The sequence below is a fragment of the Teichococcus aerophilus genome (assembly GCF_014490485.1).
In the GTDB taxonomy this organism is placed as follows: domain Bacteria; phylum Pseudomonadota; class Alphaproteobacteria; order Acetobacterales; family Acetobacteraceae; genus Pseudoroseomonas; species Pseudoroseomonas aerophila.
The window spans coordinates 59,444-74,506 of record NZ_JACTVA010000007.1 but is presented as its reverse complement, the minus strand read 5'-3'; the positions used below and the strand labels follow the sequence as shown (position 1 = coordinate 74,506).

General features: G+C 66.1%; 14 protein-coding genes. 4 read left to right on the top strand and 10 right to left on the bottom strand.

The window, feature by feature from the left end; all coding sequences use genetic code 11:
- The first annotated feature begins 81 nt into the window (after positions 1-81).
- Positions 82-1,440, top strand: coding sequence for a GTPase HflX (gene hflX / locus IBL26_RS06155; RefSeq protein WP_187783590.1), 1,359 nt, complete (start codon positions 82-84; stop codon positions 1,438-1,440).
- Between the two features lie 59 nt (positions 1,441-1,499).
- On the opposite strand, the gene IBL26_RS06150 is transcribed toward hflX, so the two are convergent.
- The 3 genes from IBL26_RS06150 to IBL26_RS06140 are packed head-to-tail and all read right to left on the bottom strand — an operon-like array spanning position 1,500 to position 3,924.
- Entirely contained in the window at positions 1,500-2,627 is a 1,128-nt protein-coding gene (locus tag IBL26_RS06150) for a DUF3618 domain-containing protein (RefSeq protein ID WP_187783589.1), read from the bottom strand.
- A complete protein-coding gene (locus IBL26_RS06145) occupies positions 2,624-3,016 on the bottom strand; it encodes a phage holin family protein (RefSeq protein ID WP_187783588.1) in 393 nt (130 codons plus the stop codon). The genes IBL26_RS06150 and IBL26_RS06145 overlap by 4 nt, the downstream gene beginning before the upstream one ends.
- Complete coding sequence (locus IBL26_RS06140) at positions 3,016-3,924, bottom strand: hypothetical protein (protein ID WP_187783587.1); 909 nt, start codon at positions 3,922-3,924, stop codon at positions 3,016-3,018. Before IBL26_RS06140 ends, IBL26_RS06145 begins: the two co-directional genes overlap by 1 nt.
- Positions 3,925-3,974: 50 nt before the next feature.
- Between IBL26_RS06140 and IBL26_RS06135 the strand changes: the two genes are divergently transcribed.
- The 3 genes from IBL26_RS06135 to IBL26_RS06125 all read left to right on the top strand — a co-directional run bounded on the left by IBL26_RS06135 (position 3,975) and on the right by IBL26_RS06125 (position 6,690).
- Complete coding sequence (locus IBL26_RS06135; RefSeq protein ID WP_187783586.1) at positions 3,975-4,373, top strand: hypothetical protein; 399 nt, start codon at positions 3,975-3,977, stop codon at positions 4,371-4,373.
- Positions 4,374-4,649: 276 nt separating this feature from the next.
- Positions 4,650-4,871: a hypothetical protein gene (locus tag IBL26_RS06130; RefSeq protein ID WP_187783585.1), complete on the top strand. Its 222-nt coding sequence runs from the start codon at positions 4,650-4,652 to the stop codon at positions 4,869-4,871.
- Between the two features lie 226 nt (positions 4,872-5,097).
- A complete protein-coding gene (locus tag IBL26_RS06125) occupies positions 5,098-6,690 on the top strand; it encodes an ABC transporter substrate-binding protein (RefSeq protein WP_367615381.1) in 1,593 nt (530 codons plus the stop codon).
- Between the two features lie 75 nt (positions 6,691-6,765).
- Here the strand turns inward: IBL26_RS06125 and arfA are convergent, their stop codons facing one another.
- The 7 genes from arfA to IBL26_RS06090 all read right to left on the bottom strand — a co-directional run bounded on the left by arfA (position 6,766) and on the right by IBL26_RS06090 (position 15,061).
- Positions 6,766-8,310, bottom strand: a complete 1,545-nt coding sequence (arfA, locus tag IBL26_RS06120; protein WP_187783583.1) for an arabinosylfuranosidase ArfA — start codon at positions 8,308-8,310, stop codon at positions 6,766-6,768.
- Positions 8,307-9,167 carry an ABC transporter ATP-binding protein gene (locus IBL26_RS06115; protein WP_367615380.1) on the bottom strand — a complete coding sequence of 287 codons (861 nt, stop codon included), beginning with the start codon at positions 9,165-9,167 and terminating at the stop codon, positions 8,307-8,309. The genes arfA and IBL26_RS06115 overlap by 4 nt, the downstream gene beginning before the upstream one ends.
- 2 nt (positions 9,168-9,169) lie before the next feature.
- Positions 9,170-10,165, bottom strand: a complete 996-nt coding sequence (locus IBL26_RS06110) for an ABC transporter ATP-binding protein (protein WP_187783581.1) — start codon at positions 10,163-10,165, stop codon at positions 9,170-9,172.
- Positions 10,165-11,025 carry an ABC transporter permease gene (locus IBL26_RS06105; protein WP_187783580.1) on the bottom strand — a complete coding sequence of 287 codons (861 nt, stop codon included), beginning with the start codon at positions 11,023-11,025 and terminating at the stop codon, positions 10,165-10,167. The genes IBL26_RS06110 and IBL26_RS06105 overlap by 1 nt, the downstream gene beginning before the upstream one ends.
- 2 nt (positions 11,026-11,027) lie before the next feature.
- The gene (locus IBL26_RS06100; RefSeq protein WP_187783579.1) at positions 11,028-12,032 is read right to left on the bottom strand and encodes an ABC transporter permease; all 1,005 of its coding nucleotides are present in this window, start codon (positions 12,030-12,032) and stop codon (positions 11,028-11,030) included.
- Between the two features lie 70 nt (positions 12,033-12,102).
- Entirely contained in the window at positions 12,103-14,010 is a 1,908-nt protein-coding gene (locus IBL26_RS06095; protein ID WP_187783578.1) for an ABC transporter substrate-binding protein, read from the bottom strand.
- Positions 14,011-14,122: 112 nt separating this feature from the next.
- On the bottom strand, positions 14,123-15,061 hold the full coding sequence (locus IBL26_RS06090; RefSeq protein WP_187783577.1) for an ArsR/SmtB family transcription factor: 939 nt from the start codon (positions 15,059-15,061) through the stop codon (positions 14,123-14,125).
- Positions 15,062-15,063: the final 2 nt, after the last annotated feature.

The following is a 15,063-nucleotide window of genomic DNA, read 5'->3' as shown; positions in this document are numbered from 1 at the left end:
CTTCATGGCACGGGCGGCGGGCCGGCGCACGCGCCGCGCGGGGATGGCTGGATATCCGCCAATCCGTGCTACTGGAGCGCCATGGAGACCAAGCCCCCTATTCCGCGCGCCGTCCTCGTTGGCATCCAGACGCCGGAGGTCGATGACATCGCGCACGAAGCCAGCCTGGAAGAACTCGGGCGGCTGGTGAAGACGCTGGGTTACGAGGTCGTCGGCAGCGTATCCCAGCGGCGCGAAGGCACGGGCGCCGGCGCCCTGCTCGGGAGCGGCAAGCTGGCGGAGCTGGCAGCGCTGACCGGCGGCACGGGCGTCGTTACCTCGATGGCTCCGCCGCCGAAATCCAAGGCGCGGCAGCGCTTCGAGAGCGCCGCGGGGCCTGCCGGCGCGGCGGAGCCCGAGCAGGAGGCCGGCCGCAAGCCTGAATTCGTCATCGTCGACCACGAGCTCTCGCCCAGCCAGATCCGTAACCTGGAGCGCGCGACGGGCGCCGAGGTGCTGGACCGCACCGGCGTCATCGTCGAAATCTTCCACCGGCACGCCAATACGCGCGAAGCCAAGTTGCAGGTGGAGATGGCGCGGCTGAAATACGTCGCGCCCCGCCTGCGGGAATCCTCGGGCGGCGGCGAGCGCCGGCAGGGGCCCGGCGCGGGCGAGAGCACCCTCGACCTCGACCGCCGCAAGATCCGCGACCGGCTGGCGGAGTTGAAGGAGCAGCTGGAAGCCGTGCAGCGGGACAGCGACCACCGCCGTTCCGCGCGCCGGGACCAGTTGCGGGTGGCGCTGGTGGGCTACACCAATGCGGGAAAGTCCTCCCTGATGCGGGCGCTGACCGGCAGCCAGGTGCTGGTGGAGGACAAGCTTTTCGCCACGCTCGACACCACCGTGCGCATCCTGCAACCGGAGACGCGGCCGCGCGTGCTGGTGTCCGACACCGTCGGCTTCATCAAGCAACTGCCGCACGATTTGGTCGCCTCCTTCCGTTCCACCCTGACGGAGGCGCTAGAGGCATCGCTGCTGTTGTTCGTGGTCGATGCCTCCGACCCGACCTACGAGGCGCAGCTGGAGGTTAGCCGCAGCGTCCTGCGCGAGATCGGCGCGGATGCCGTGCCGTCCCGCCTGGTGCTGAATAAGCTGGACCGGGTGGATGACGCCGCGCGGGCCGCGCTGATCGAGAAGCATCCCGATGCCATCCTGCTCTCTGCCCACCGGCCGGAGGATGTCAGCGCGCTGCGGGACACCATCATCGCCTTCTTCGAGGCGGAGATGATCGAGGACGTGCTGACGCTGCCCTACACCCGGCAGGGGCTGATCGGCGAAATCTACGACAGCGCGCGCGTACTGTCCGAGGACTACGACGAGAACGGCCGGGTGCTGAAGATCCGCGGCCTGCCCGGTGCCATTGCCCGGCTGAAGCGCAGCCTGGCAGCGCAGGACAGCTGAACGGCGCCGCGCGGAATGCGCGGCGCCGTCCGGTTGCGCGGTGACCGACCCGTCGTGCCTTACAGCGCGCGCCGCGGCTGGTCGTCCGCCACGATGGACCGGGCGGGGGTCTCGCCGATCGGGCTGGCGGGCTTGTCGGCCGACAAGCCCGCTTCCTCGCCGTCCTGCTTCTCCTTGGCGCGGTTGCCCAGGTCGTGCGCGGCCTCGCTCATCGTCTTCCTCACCTCGTTCGCCGTCTCCACCACCTTGTCCCCCAGGGAGGAGGCGGAGGTGCCGTCGCCGCCGCTCATCTTTTCCTGCAGGTTGGTGGCGTGTTCGGTCACGACCTCCTTGGCCTGGGCGTAGCCTTCCTGCGCGGCGGCGCCGAGCTGATGCGCCATGTTGTCGCTGGCTTCGCCGACCAGCCGGTCCTCGGTCTGCGTGCGGGGCAGCAGCGCGCCGACCACCGCTCCCAGGGCCAGGCCGAGGGCACCGATCAACAGCGGCTGTTCCGCACTGGCCTGTTGCCAGCTCTGGCGGAAATGGTCGCTCATCTGGCCGGTCTGCTGGCCCAGCCGGTTGACGCTGCCGGCCGCGGCCGAGAAGCCCTGCCGCGCCGCGTGGCTGGCGTCATGCCCATAGGCTCGTGTGGAATCCCGCGCCGAACCGGCGGCGGAGGCCACGCCGCCGACCATGCCGGATACCGCTTCGCCGGCAGCGTGGATCGCACCGCTGACCGTGCCGGCCGCATGGCTGGCGGCGGAGCCCGCGCTGCTGGCGGCGCCACTGATGGTGGAGCCGACGCTGCTGGCCGTACCGTGCACATTGTCACGCAGATGCGCGCCGGCCTGGGTTGCCCGCTCCATCATCCCCGGGCCGTCGTGGCTGGCCGCGGGCGGCGGTAGCATGCGCTGCGGCGCTGAGTGTGCGGAAGCCGACCTGTTGCCGTTGGAGAGCAGCAGCCAACCGATGCCCGCGCCGATCAGGACGACCGGTAGGGGATTGTCCCGCACCTGGGCGCCCAGGTTCCGCGTGAAATCGGCACCGCCGGAGGAGCGCGCGTAATCCACCACCTGATCCATGATCTGGCCGGGGGACATGCTGTCGCGCAGGGCCACGATGGTATCGGCGACGCGCATGCGAGTCTGTTCGACATCCGCCTCGATATCGGCGGCGGAGCGGTTGCCAGGGTTGGTGGTGGAGCTCATCGTACGGCCTCCTTTGCCATGTTCGCGTCTCGGGACACCTGGTTGACGGTGCGCTCGGGGGTCAGGCTCGCGGCCTTCATGCGGTTCATGCCGACGCGCAGCAGCGCGTAGGCAATGACGGCGACGACAACGCCGACAATAAGGCTGGAGACCCAGGTGGTCAGGCCGAATGTCACCAGCAGGGCCGCGATGCCCTGCAGAAGGATCACCAACGCCGCCATCAGCAGGGCGGCTGCCACGCCGATGGAAGCGGCGGCGGCCCCCATCGTGGTCAGCTTCTCGTTCATCTCGGCCCGCGCGAGCTGCACCTCCTTGCGCACCAGATTGGAGGTCTGTTGCAGCAGGTCGGCGATCAGGTCGGGGACGCTGCGGTTGAGGTCGGCGGACATCACAGGGGCTCCTTCCCGATCGTTGGCATGCTGCCGGGCTCGGCATCGCCGGGTTTGTGCGCGGCGGCTCCGCCCAACGTGGCGGCGGCGGTGGTGGCCGGCACCACCGTGGCGCTACCGTCGCTCCCCGTGGCCGGCACCCAGCCAGGGGCGCGCCCAGCCGCCGGGGGCGTCGTCGTCCCCGTGCTGTGGGACGTGCCATGGCTGCCGGCCGACGATGCCTGGGTCGGCTGGCTGCTGGCGGAACTCTTGGCGAAGCGCGCGATGGCGAAGCCGGCCAGGACGGCTGCGCCGAAGAACGCCGCGGGCTGCTGCCGGGCAAAGCCAGTGGCATCGTGCATCAGGTCGCCCACGCTGCGCTCACGCAGCGAATTGGCGACGCTCTCGATAGAATCGGCCGCCGTGCGGACATGGCGGGCGATTTCGGGCGAGGACCCTTCCAGATCGTCGGCGGCGCGCCGAGCGGCATTCGCCAGCCCGACGCCGCCTTCGTAGCCGGCCTGCTTGCCTTGCTCGGCCAGTGCTTCGGCCTTGTCGGCGGCGGCGGAGCCAAGCTCCTGCTTCGCCGCCTTCAAATCCTCGGCCGCCTTGCTGCCCTGCGCGCCAAGCTCAGACGCGACACGGTGCGCTTCGTCCTTCAGGTTCCCGCTGCCAGCTTCCGGCGGCTCGGACCCTGGTCGGTTCTCCCGCGACGAGCCTTCGCTGGGACGAAACGGTGGCGTGGCGTTATGTGCACCTGCGGTGGGGTAAGTAGAACTCATAGCCGGCACCCTTTCAACGTTGCTGTTGACGCCGGTCATGTCGCCGACGCGATCGAATGGACTTGGCAAAAATAAAATGGTGGACCGGTGCGATGGTTTCGGAACCAGGCTGGAAATCTCGACCGACTTGGCAAATGGCAAGATCAAGCTGGTGCTGGCCGGTGGCGGCACCGGCCTCGTTCGGCCTAGGATAGGGCATGGATATCGATGTCACACCGCTGCTGGAGCGGATCGAAAGCCGGCTGGACCGCCTCGGCGTGCCGGAGCTTGAGGTGTTGCGCACCGCCGACCTGCCGCCCGACCTGCTGGACCAGTTGCGCGCCGGCAAGAAGGTGGTGCCCAGAGGCCAACGCCTGATGCGGCTGGCCGACGCGCTTGGCACCAGCGTCGCCTATCTGGTGGGCCTGGACCCCGACGCGGAGGCACCGGCGGAGCTGCTGGCCGAAGACCAGGGCAATCTTGGCCTGCTGGCGGGGGATGAGGAAGCGCTGCTGCTCGGCTATCGAAGGCTGGACGTTTCCAGCCGGGCGGCATTGCTGCTGGTGGTGCAGAAGATGGCTGGGCCCCCGGCGGATGAGAAGAAGCGGCGAACGTAAGCGTCGGCTTACATTCCGGTAGCGATGAACCGGGCTCCTGCATCGTTCATGATGATTGCTGCGACAACGTGATTCGGGGCACGTAGATGGGTTGGCCTAAAGCGTGGCTTTTGGCGCCATTCCGCATTGCAGAACCCGCATTTTTTTGCTCCTCACGCCCTGTTTGGAACGAAACCGTACAGTCGCTGTGCGCGGGATGCGGCACATTCGACCCATCTCAGGCGGCTAGCCCGGGCGGCACCTGAGCTTGGGGGAGACCTCTGCGGAGGTTGCAGAATGTTAGGCAGTGCCATGTACTCGGAGATGACGGACGCGGAGCTGGAGCGGCTCTGGGCGCAGCACCGGCAAGGCCAGGCTTTGCCGAGCGAGATCCAGGCGCAGATCGGGCCGGAGGGGCCTGAACTCGTCTTCGTCAGCGGCCATGAGCGTCATTCGTGGAGCAAGCGCTGCCAACCGCTGCGTGGAAGCGGCTGGAAGAAGGTGCTGATGTTGGGGTGACGTCACGGCGCCCGCTGGCTGCGGCCTTCCGCGGCCTGTCCGGGGCCCTTCTGCACGACCAATGACGGCATGGCGCGGGATTCCCCTTCCCGCAAGGCATAGATGGCGCCAGACTAACCTGAGCCGGTGCCGTGGGCAGCCGCAGATCCGGCGAGCACAGCCACGTGGACCGCGCAGGATACCGGGCGGCATTCGCCCGGGCCTCCGCGCTGAGGGAGCCCGCACCGTGAATCGCCGCCAGCTTCTCGCCGCCGCAGCCGCCACGACCCTGGCGGCCCCCCGCCTCTCCCTGGCCCAGGCCTATGGTCCAGGCTCCAAGACCCTTCGCTTCGTTCCCGAGAGCGACGCGACCGTGCAGGACCCGCATTGGACCACCGCGACCGTCACGCGTAACCATGGCTATCTCGTCTATGATACCCTGTATGCCCAGGCTGACGATTTCTCCATCTCGCCGCAGATGGTGGAGGGGCATGCCATCTCGGCGGACGGGCTACAGTGGGACATCACCCTCCGCGAAGGCATGACCTTCCATGATGGCGAGCCGGTGCGGGCGCAAGATGTGGTGGCGTCCATCCAACGGTTTTCCAAGCGCGACGCCTTCGCCGCCGAACTGATGCTCGCCACGGACGAGCTGTCCGTCGTTTCCGACCGCGTGTTCCGCTTCCGGCTGAAGAAGAAGTTCCCGCTGCTGCCGGCGGCCCTCGGCAAGACCGGCACCTCGATGCCGGCAATCATGCCGGAGCGCCTGGCGAAGACGGATGCCTTTACCCGGGTCAGTGAGGTCATCGGTTCCGGCCCGTTCAAATACAACAAGGCGGAGCATGTCGAAGGCTCCCTGGCCGTCTATGACCGCTTCGCCGCGTATCGGCCGCGGACCGGCGGCGGCGTGGGCTTCACCGCGGGGCCGAAGGTCGTGCATTTCGACCGCATCGAATGGCGCGTCATCCCCGACCCCGCCACGGCTGCCGGCGCGCTGAGCAATGGCGAGGTGGATTGGTGGCAACAGCCGACGCTCGACCTGATGCCCATGGTGCTGCGCAACCGCAACTACACCAGCATGATTCAGGACGTCAGCGGCAATCTGGGCTGTCTGCGTTTCAACCATCTTCTGCCGCCCTTCAACAACCCGGCCATCAGGCAGGCTGCCCTGGCTGCGATTAGCCAGACGGATTGCATGCAGGCCGTGGCCGGGAGCGACCCATCGATGTGGAAGGCAAATGTCGGCCCCTTCCCGCCCGGTACCCCGCTGGCCAACGAGGTGGGCGTCGAGGCTGTCAGCAGCCCGCGTGACTACGCCAAGGTCAAGGCCGCGCTGGCCGCCGCCGGCTACAAGAACGAGCCGGTCGTGATGATCGTGGCGGGGGATTATCCGCAGCAGGCCGCCATGGGCATCGTCGCCGCCGATGCCATGCAGCGGGCCGGTTTCAACATGGATTTGCAGACGCTGGATTGGGGCACGGTGGTCCAGCGCCGCGCGAAGAAGGATGACCCGCGGAACGGCGGCTGGAACATCTTCGTCACCAATCTGACCGGCACCAACAATTTCGACCCTGCCAGCCACCTTGGCCTACGCGGCAACGGCGCGCGCGCCTGGTTTGGCTGGCCCGAGGCGCCAAAGCTGGAGGAGCTGCGGCAGGCATGGTTCGACGCGCCCGATATGGCCGCGCAGAAGAAGATCGGCGAGGACATCCAGCGTCAGTTCTGGATCGACGTCCCCTACGTGCCCCTCGGCGTCTACTACCAGCCGACTGTCTTCACCCGGCGCCTGACCGGCGTGCGGAGTGGCTTCCCGCAATTCTATGATGTGCGATGGGTATGATCGCCCTGTCCGGCGAGACCTGAGATGCTGGTGGCGGCTGCCGCGGTTGATGCCACGGCAGCCACTACGATAACTTCAGCCCAGCTTTATGCGGATCACGTTCCAGGATGCCGCTGGCAGCGTTGCCTGCAACCGGCCGTCGTGCAGGGCGACGTTCGCAAGATCTTCCGGCGAAACATGGTCTGGCGCATCGCGGGTGTTGGTGGCTGACAGGTCGTCATGGCGCAATTGCTGCGCGGAGACGATCTCGGCGGCATCGAGGCCGCGCAGTTCTACCGTCAGCGCCATCTCGTCCTCCAAGTGGCGGTTCAGCAGGAACAACGTGGCAAACCCGCCGTCCGGGTCATGCACGGCGGCACATTTCAGGTAGGGGACTGCCGGAAGCGCGAATTTATGCTCCTGCGCGCCGCGTGGGTCGTAGTAGCTGGTGGCATAGGTCGGCGATTCGACACGGGCCTTCAGCACCCGGCCACGCCCAAGATTGGCCATCTGCGCGAAAGGATGGAAGATGGTCTGCCGCCAGGCCGGACCACCTGTCTCGGTCATGATGGGCGCGATGGCGTTGACGAGCTGCGCCAGGCAGGCGGCCTTCACACGGTCCGCGTGATTCAGCAGGGAGATGCAGGCGCCGCCGAAGGCCAGCGCATCGCCCATCGTGTAGATCTCTTCCAGGATCTGCGGCGCAACTGGCCAACCCGGTACTGTGCGGCCTTCCTTCTTGCCGCGCGTGCGGTACCACACATTCCATTCGTCGAAGCTCAGCATAATGCGCTTATCGGAACGCCGCTCGGCCGCGACCGCATCGGCGATGGCGACGACTTCCTCGATGAAGCTGTCCATCAGGTCCGGGCTGGCCAGGAAGCTCGGCATATCGCCGGCATAGTCGTTCAGGTAGGTGTGGAGCGAGATGAACTCCACATGGTCGAAAGTATGCGCCAGAACCTCGCGTTCCCAGGCACCGAAGGTCGGCATGTTACGGGCTGAGGAGCCGCAGGCGGCGAGCTCCAGCCTAGGGTCCGTCCACTTCATCATCTTGGCGGATTCGGTGGCGACGCGGCCGTATTCCAGCGCTGTCTTGTGCTCCATCTGCCAGGGGCCGTCGACCTCATTGCCAAGACACCAGAACTTCACGTCGTGCGGCTGCTCCCAACCATGGGAGCGCCTCAGGTCGGACCAGTAGGTGCCTGAGGGATGGTTGCAGTATTCGACAAGGTTGCGGGCGGCATCGGCTCCACGAGTGCCGAGGTTGACTGCCAGCATCGGCTCGATATTCGCGGCGCGGCACCAATCGATGAACTCATTCGTGCCGAAGGTGTTGGGCTCCGTCGACATCCAAGCGAGGTCCAAGCGGCGCGGGCGCTGTTCCACCGGACCGACACCATCTTCCCAGTTATAACCGGAGACGAAGTTGCCACCAGGGTAGCGCATGATCGTCGGTGCCAACTCGCGCACCAGTGCCAGGACGTCCTGACGGAAGCCCTTGGCATCGGCCTGCGGGTGCCCCGGTTCGAAGATGCCGCCATAGACGCAGCGGCCGAGATGCTCGACGAACGCGCCGAACAGCCGATCATGGGTCTCGCCGATGGTGACATCGCGGTCGATGGTGACCTGTGCCTTCAAGGCCTCGTTCCTTCCGTGCTGCGCGTTGTGCCGTGCGCCAACGCATCGTCATCGTCGTTCCACGCTCCCTCGACCGAGAGAACGGAATTCTTGAGCTGGATGGAATAGGGGTGCTGCGGGTGCGCCAGCACCGCACGGGCATCGCCCGATTCCACCACCTCGCCCTGCCGCATGATCACGATGCGATCGCTGATCGTGTAGGCAGTCGCAAGGTCGTGCGTGATGTAGAGAATGGAAACCTGCAGCCGGTCCCGCAGCTCACGGAACAGGTTCACGATGGTCATCCGCAACGAGGCGTCGATCATCGACACCGGCTCATCGGCCACCAGCAAGGAGGGGCCGGGGATCAGTGCACGGGCGATCGCCGCACGCTGCAACTGGCCACCAGACAGTTCGTGCGGGAAGCGGCCGCGCAACTCGGTGAGCGAGAGCCCGACTTGTTGCAGCGCCTGATCCGCCGCAGCTTCTGCCTCCGACTGGTTCTTGGCGCCAGTCAGGTTGCGTGCCGTGGCATAGAGGTAGCGGTCTACCCGTGTCAGCGGATTGAACGCCTCGAACGGGTTCTGGAAGATCGGCTGGACCTGCCGCATGAAATCCAGCCGGGCGCTGCGGCCGCGCGATGCGGCGAGGTCCTGGCCCCGGAACAGCACTTGCCCTTCGCTGGCGGTGCTCATGCCCAGGACCATGCGGGCCAGACTGGACTTGCCGCTTCCGGACTCGCCGATGATGGCAAAGACTTCGGGCGTCTCCGCCGCCAGGGTGAAGGAGACCTGCTTGACCGCTGCCACGCGCCGGCGGGAGAAAAGGCCGCCGCCCGCATAGGTCTTGCCAACGCTGCGTAGCTCCAGCAAGGGCACTGTCATGGCAGTATCCCCTGCGCCGCGGCGTGGCAGGCGACGCGGTGGCCGGGTGCAAGTTCTTGCATCACCGGCGTCGTCTGTTGGCATACCTCCATGGCCAACGGGCAGCGTGGATGGAAACGGCAGCCAGGCGGCGGCGACGCGAGGTTGGGCGGCCGGCCTTCCAGCCCATGGCGCGGCGTGTCGTCGCCGATGCGCGGCAGGCTGCGGATCAGGTGGGCCGTGTATGGGTGCAAGGGTTGGCGGAACAGCGCCCGTGTCGGCGCTTCCTCCACCAGTCTGCCGGCATACATGATGCCGAGCCGATCCGTCAGATTCGCATGCACCGCCATATCATGCGTGACGAACAGCACGGACGAACCCATCTCACGCTGCAGACGGCGGATCATTTCCAGCACGCCCTTCTGCACCACGACGTCGAGCGCAGTGGTCGGCTCATCGGCAATGATGAAGTCCGGTCGGCAAACCGTAGCGAGAGCGATGGTGACGCGCTGCCGCATGCCGCCGGAAAGCTCGTGTGGGAAACTCTCCAGCACGTCCGGGCGTAGGGAGAGATGGCCGAGATGTTCCTCCACCCGGCGCAGGAAAGCGGGCATCGGCAGGCTCATGTGGCGGAATGCAAAGTCGACAAAGGAATGCCGGATCCGACGCACCGGGTTCAGCACGTTCATCGAGCCCTGCATGATATAGGACAGGTGCCGCCAGCGCGTCGCCGCCAGCTCCGGAGCTGAAAGGGTGTAGATGTCGCGCGGACCCTGCCCGGCGAAGTCGAAGCGCACGGCGCCGTCGACGACGTTCAGCGGCGGACGGATGGCGCGCGCGATGGTCTTGATCAGTGTGCTCTTGCCGGAGGAACTCTCGCCCGCAAGGCCGTAGATCTCGTCGCGCTGGATTTCCAGCGTGATGTCGTCCACCGCGCGCACTTCGCGCAACGTGCCGAAGTAGCGCATCTGGTAGTAGGCCTTCAGGCCTTCGACGGCGAGGATCGGGCCCATCAGCCGCCACCCATACGCGCGAGGCGGGAGCGCGGATCGATATACTCGTTCATCGAAACCGCCAGTAGGAACAACGCGACAAACACCGCGATGACCAGCGCGACCGGCGCCGCGATCCACCACCAGATGCCGGAGACCAGCGCAGCATGCTGGTTGGCCCAGTAAATCATGCCGCCAATGGTCGGCGTATTGACGTCGGTGAAGCCCAGCACCGAGAGGGTCACCTCCAGCCCGATGCTCCAGTTCATGTTGTTCATCGTGGTGGTGAAGACCACGGGCATGACGTAGGGCAGGTGCTCGCGCGTCACGATCTCGCCCGCGTTCATGCCGGAGAAGGCGGATTGTGCGGTGAACTCGCGTGTCTTGAGTGAAAGCGCGATGGAGCGGATCAGGCGGGCGTCATAGGCCCAGCCAAGGCAGGCGGCAACCAGCGCCAGCAGGCCCCAGCTCATCTGGTCCCGCATGACGAAGTAGAACAGGACGAGGATTGGGAAGATCGGTACGACGATAAAGGTGTCGTTCACCGACATCAGCAGCCGGTCAACCGGGCCGCCGGCGTAACCGGCGAACAGACCGACCGCGAGGGCAATGACCCGGCTGATCAGTGCGACGACGATGCCGAAGGCCAGTGTGTTGCGGATGGCGACGCTGAGCTGCCAGAACACGTCCTGGCCGCGCGACGTCGTGCCCAGCCAGTGCTCCATGGAGGGTGGCAGGTCCGGCGCCACCACATAGACGTCCAGCGGCGGATAGGGTGAAACGAAGGACAGCAGGGCAACGATGGTGACACCCGCCAGCAATATCACCCCGGCGGTGAATTCCCAGTTGTAGCGCAGCAGGTCGCGCAGGATCTTCCACATGATCAGCGCGCCTGCACACGGGGGTCGAGCAGCGGGTAGAGCACATCCACCAGCAGCACGGCGAAGGAGACCGCGAGGATCGACACGGTGGTCACGCCGATGACGAGGCTGTAGTCGCCCGCATGCACGGCGGCAACCAGCAGCGAGCCTAGTCCAGGATAGCCGAACACCTGCTCGGTGATGATGGCGCCGTTGAAGATGGCGCCCAGCGTCATTGCCAGGCCCGTCACCTGCGGCGCCAGCGCGTTGCGCATGACATAGGCGCCGAGGATGCGGCGGCGACGCACGCCGGCCAACTCGGCATAGACGGTGTAGTCCTCGGTCACGACGTTGGAGACCAGCGACCGCATGCCCATGAACCACCCGCCGATGCCGACCAGCACCAGCGACGCCGTAGGCAGCAGCGAGTGGCGAATGACGCTGCCGGCGAATTCCAGGCTGAAGCCTGGCTGCAAACCCTGCGCATAGGCACCGGTGATCGGCAGCACGGGCCATAGATAGCCGAAGATGATCAGCAGGACGAAGGCAACGATGTAGTAAGGAACAGGATGGACGCCCATCGCCACGATGCCGGCGAATTTCAGCAGGCGGTTGCGGCGGTAATAGCCGGCCAGGCCGCCGAGCAGATTGCCGAGGCCCCAGGAGAGCAGCGTTGCCACCAGCATCAACCCGGCCGTCCACGGCAGCGCGCGACGGATGAGGGTGGAGACCGGCGTCGGGAAGGCGGAGAGCGACGGGCCGAAATCACCGACCACGATGCGCCTCCAGAACGCCAACCATTGATCGAAGCCGCTGCCGCCGGTGCCATACAGATCCTGCAGGGAGCGCCGCATCATCGCGATCGCTTCCGGGCTGGTGGTGCCGAAGGCAGTCGCGGCGGTGATGGTCTGCTCCACCGGGTCGATCGGCGTCGCGTGGGTGATCAGGTAGGTGACGTTGATGCCGATGAAGACGACGAGGCAGAACTGAAACAGCCGCTTGAACAGGTACAAGGCATAGCCGCGCATGCTGTCGTTCCCGGAAGACGCTGGAAAGGGCGGAGGGATCAGCGAGTGCAGGTGCACCCGCCGGACCGGTTCAGGCCTGGCGCGGCTTAAGGCGGGAGAACATGTAGCGGCTGTTGCCCCAGTTCGGCACCGGGTTGGTGTAGGGGTTCTCGGCGGTCGGGAAGCCGGTCCAGTAGGTGGTATCCATCGTCGTGAAGACGTTGTAGGCCATCAGCGGGATGATCGGCATCTCGCGCACCATCAGCCTGGCGTAGTCGCGGCCGATCTCGACCACCGAAGGGTCATCGAACGGCGTGGCGCGCATGCGCTCGATAATCGCGTCCATCTCCGGGCTGGCCCAGCGCTGCCAGTTGCGCCAGGGCTGCGCCTTGCCCGGCGGCGCGACGTATTGCGAATGCCAGCTATCCAGGAAATAGGCGAGGTCGGGATGCCCGCCATAGGTCTCGACGCTCCAGGCCATGATCGTCTCGAAGTCACCCGCATTACGGCGGTCGGCCATGCTGGTGCCCTGCGCGACGTCGATGCGGCTGTCGATACCGAATTGTCGCCAGTTCTGCGCGATCATGGTGCCGGTGCGGGTCATCACCGGCCGGGTCTCGCCTTCCACCACTACCTTGATGCTGAAGGGCTTGCCTTCGGGCGTCATCCAGGCATTGCCGCGCTTGCGGTAGCCGGCGGCTTCCAGCAGCTCGGTGGCCGCCTGCGGGTTAGGTTTCCACCAGCCATGGCCCAGGGAACGCGCGATCTCTGCCGGCTCGGTCGGCACATTGGGGTTGGAAGGCCGCACCAGCGCCGCGATCTGGGCGCCGATCGTGCTGTCATAGGGCTTGATCTTCTGCTTGCCGGTATCGAGCTCGAAGGCGGCCAGCCATTCCTGCAGCGGCTCGTGATAGTCGCGTGGATGCGTGCCGGTCGGCGGCAAGGCGATGGCGGAGATGGTGGCGGCGCCGCGGTAGCCGGCCATCGACACCGCCTTCATGTCGATCAGTAGGGCCAGGGCCCAGCGGACGCGGCGGTCGGTGAACATCGGGTTCTGCGTGTTGAAGATCAGCGACGGCAGCGTCGGGTCCGGGTGCGCGTAAGGGAATTTCGGGAACCAGCCGCGCACTTGCTCCGATTGCCGCGCCAGGGTGAACATGCCTTCCGGCGCCACGTCGTGCACGACGTCCAAATCATGGTTCAACTGGGCGATGACGCGCTTATCCGCCGGTCCGCCATCGACATAGGAGACATAGCGCGGCCCCGGCTCGCCGAAGCGGCCGAGCGAGGTGCGTTGCCAATCCTCCCGCCGTTCCCAGGTGAAACGCCGGCCCTCGGGGTCGAAGCTGTGCAGCTTGTAGGCGCTGAGCGTGACCGGCGGGTTGAAGTCGAAGCGCACCGGGTCCGCCACCTTCTCGAACACATGCTTCGGCATGATCCAGATGGCGTTGAAGCGTACCATGAAGTTGGCGTGGAAGCGCGCATTCGGCTTCTTCAGCTTGAACACCACGGTGTAGGCGTCCGGTGCCGTCACCTCGGCCACGTTCAGGATCAGCTGCGCACTCCAGCGCATGCCGGGGTTTTTCACCTGCGTCTCGACCGTGTGCACCACGTCGGCGGAGGTGAACTCGGTGCCGTCGCTCCAGAACAGGCCGCGCCGCAGCTTGGCCGTCATCTCACTGAAATCGGCGTTGTAGATCGGTGGTTCGCTGGCCAGGGAATTGTCGAAGGGCCCATCGACGCCGCTTTCCGGGTCGATGTACCACAGCGTGTCCATCGCCAGTTGCTGCAGGCCGTTATACTGGCTGCCGGCATTGATGGACCAGATGTTGAACCAGCCGGCGTTGCGGATGACGCCTTCTGGATTCTCCAGGATCAGCGTCTCTCGCCGGGGCGGTGCGCCGCCCGTCGCGGATTGCGCCATGGCGGACCGGGCCATGGCCGGGGTGATGGCGAGTGCGATCGGCGTGGCCAGCAGGCTTCTGCGGCTGAACGACATGGACCAGTCCTCCCACTCCACCTGTTTCCGGTGGATCGTTGCGGGAAGGCTAGAAGTCTCGGCCGGCCAACGTCAACCGTTTATTCGGTATGAACCCGTTTGACGGGTATAATCAGGCCAATCGCAGGCGCATGACGATGTCCTGCTCATGGTTGCCGAACTGTCGGCCGAAAATGTTCAGCCCGCCCGGGTGCTTCGCGCTGTCCTCGATGCCAATGCGCAGGCGGATGGAATGGTGTTCCTCCAGCTTCAGCGCCGCCAGGGTGACGTCCGAAATCCGCAGGCCGTCCAGGAAGGTGCCGTGCTCATTCACCACCCAGTGCGTCAGCCGGCCGTATTGCGAACCTTCCAGCTTCCACCAGCGGGGTGTCAGCACCCCGCGCTTGTCGCCGTAGTCGGATGGCGAGGTCCAGGTGCCGATTTTGGTGCCGTTGACCCAGAGCGTGATGTCGGACGGCCAGTCCAGGCTGGTGCCCGGAACTTCGGAAGACATCTCCAGGCTGAACTCCACCCCCTTCACCTGCGCGCCGAGCAGCTTGGCGTTGTTCGGGAACTTGTATTCGACGAAACCACGCGAGAACCACAGCAGCATCGCCTCGACCCGCGCGGGGTCGAGGAAGAAGTCCGGCACGTCCAGCAACCCGATGACGCCACGCTGAGAGCAGAGCCCGCACGGTGCCTGCACGTCGCAGGAGGTATAGAGGCCCAGCGGCATCGCCACCTCCACCAGGTCCCGCTGCCGCTGCGGCGCCGGGCCATCCAGGCGAATGACGATGTCGTCGAAGCGGACATGGCAGATCTTCTGCTGCCCCTTCGCCGCCTTCACCAACTCGGTCTCGATCAGCCGGCACTGCTCCAGTACCAGCACATTCGCTGCCACGGTCGATTGCGGCAGTTCCAACAGCGCGCCGATCTGGTTGACGTTCAATGGCCCCTGCTGCCGCAACAGCCGCAGGATCTGGATGCGCACGGCGGATGCGACGCCGCGCAGCACCTCCGGGTTGGTTTCCGGGATGACGGTCAGGAAGGCGCGGTTTGGCGAGCTGGTCATGC